The following is a 1,616-nucleotide window of genomic DNA, read 5'->3' as shown; positions in this document are numbered from 1 at the left end:
CCGCCGAGCCGCTCCGCTTCGACGGGTGCGACCTCGCCGGCCACCTCGCGCAACTGAGCGAGCGCGGCATCCGCCGGCTCTTCGTCGAGGGCGGCCCGACCGTCGCGAGCGCCCTGGTCGCCGCCGGTCTCGCCGACGAGGTGCTCGTCTATGTGGCGCCGGCACTGCTCGGCGGCCCGAAGCTCGCACTCGGCGATCTCGGCATCACCGGCATGTCGGGGATCCTGCGCCTCGAAGAAGCCGAGGTCCAGCATCTGGGCGACGATCTGCTCGTGCACGCCGCCATCGCCCGTGCGGCAGGCCCGGCCGCACCGCCCGGTAACGGTGCAGGATCCGGAAGTAGTACGGGATCCGGCGGAGCAGACTCCCGCGGTGCAGGATCTCGCGAAGAGGCGCAGAATGACGGGTAGAGGAGAGGGAGACATCATGTTCACCGGATTGATCGAGGAGATCGGCGAGGTCGTCGCCGTCGAACCCGTCGGCGACTCGCTGCGGCTGACCGTGCGCGGTCCGCGGGTCACGAGCGACGCCGGCCACGGCGATTCGATCCAGGTCTCCGGCGTCTGCCTGACGGTCATCGAGCTGGGCGCGGACGGCTCGGGCCCCGGCGGCACGTTCACCGCCGACGTCATGGAGCAATCGGTGCGGATGTCGACGCTGGGCGAACTGCGCGTCGGCGATCGCGTCAACCTCGAACGCGCCGCCCGCGTCGACAGCCGCCTGGGCGGGCACATCGTGCAGGGGCATGTCGACGGCACGGCCGAGCTGCGCTCCGTCACGCCCCACGACGGCACCGAGCACGATGGCACCGAGCGCGACAGCGCCGGTCACGACAGCGCCGGTCACGCCGACCGCGAGACGGCCGGCGGCTGGAGGACACTGCGCTTCTCGCTCGCCCCCGAGCTCGCCCCGCTGCTCGTCGACAAGGGCTCGGTGACCCTCGCCGGGGTCTCCCTCACGATCTCCGACATCGCCGACGCGGCGGATCCGGATCCCTGGTTCGAGGTCTCGCTGATCCCCGAGACGCTCGTCGCCACCACCCTCGGCGCGCTCGCCCCCGGCGACCGCGTGAACCTCGAGACCGACATCCTCGCCCGCCACGTCGCGCGCATGCTGCGCTTCGGCGCCCGCGCGGACTCCGACGCCGCGACCGGCATCTCCACCGGCACCGCATCCGCCGATCCCCACCCCGAAGGAACCCAGGTATGAGCATCAGCACCATCGAAGAGGCGATCGCCGCGATCCGCGACGGCCGCCCCGTGATCGTCGCCGACGACGAGAACCGCGAGAACGAGGGTGACGTGATCCTCTCCGCGGAGCTCGCGACCCGAGATTGGGTGGCCTGGACCGTCCGCCACTCCTCCGGCCTGCTCTGCGCGCCGATGTCGAACGATATCGCGAACCAGCTCGAGCTCCCGATGATGGTCGAGCAGAACGAGGATGTGCGCGGGACGGCGTACACGGTCACGGTCGATGCGGCCGAGGGCGTGACGACCGGCATCAGCGCGAAGGATCGCACCACGACCCTGCGCGCGCTCGCCAACCCCGAGGCCGTCCCCACCGACGTGCGGCGCCCCGGGCACGTGCTCCCGCTGCGCGCGGTCGACGGCGGCGTG

The 1,616-nt window shown here is 71.8% G+C and carries 3 protein-coding genes; all 3 read left to right on the top strand.

Annotated elements, in window-relative coordinates; all coding sequences use genetic code 11:
* Positions 1 to 410, top strand: a 410-nt coding sequence (locus ACFPZL_RS13045) for a RibD family protein (RefSeq protein ID WP_382335800.1), incomplete at its 5' end; no start/stop codon positions are given.
* Between the two features lie 16 nt (positions 411 to 426).
* Positions 427 to 1,209, top strand: a complete 783-nt coding sequence (locus ACFPZL_RS13040; RefSeq protein ID WP_218115459.1) for a riboflavin synthase — start codon at positions 427 to 429, stop codon at positions 1,207 to 1,209.
* The coding region (locus ACFPZL_RS13035) for a 3,4-dihydroxy-2-butanone-4-phosphate synthase (protein ID WP_382335798.1) at positions 1,206 to 1,616 on the top strand (411 nt) is incomplete at its 3' end. The genes ACFPZL_RS13040 and ACFPZL_RS13035, both read left to right, overlap by 4 nt.

Origin of the sequence: Leucobacter soli, from assembly GCF_042659205.1 — a bacterium.
Taxonomy (GTDB): Bacteria; Actinomycetota; Actinomycetes; order Actinomycetales; family Microbacteriaceae; genus Leucobacter; species Leucobacter soli.
Note: the sequence above shows the minus strand (reverse complement) of the source record. Positions and strands in the feature narration are given on the sequence as shown.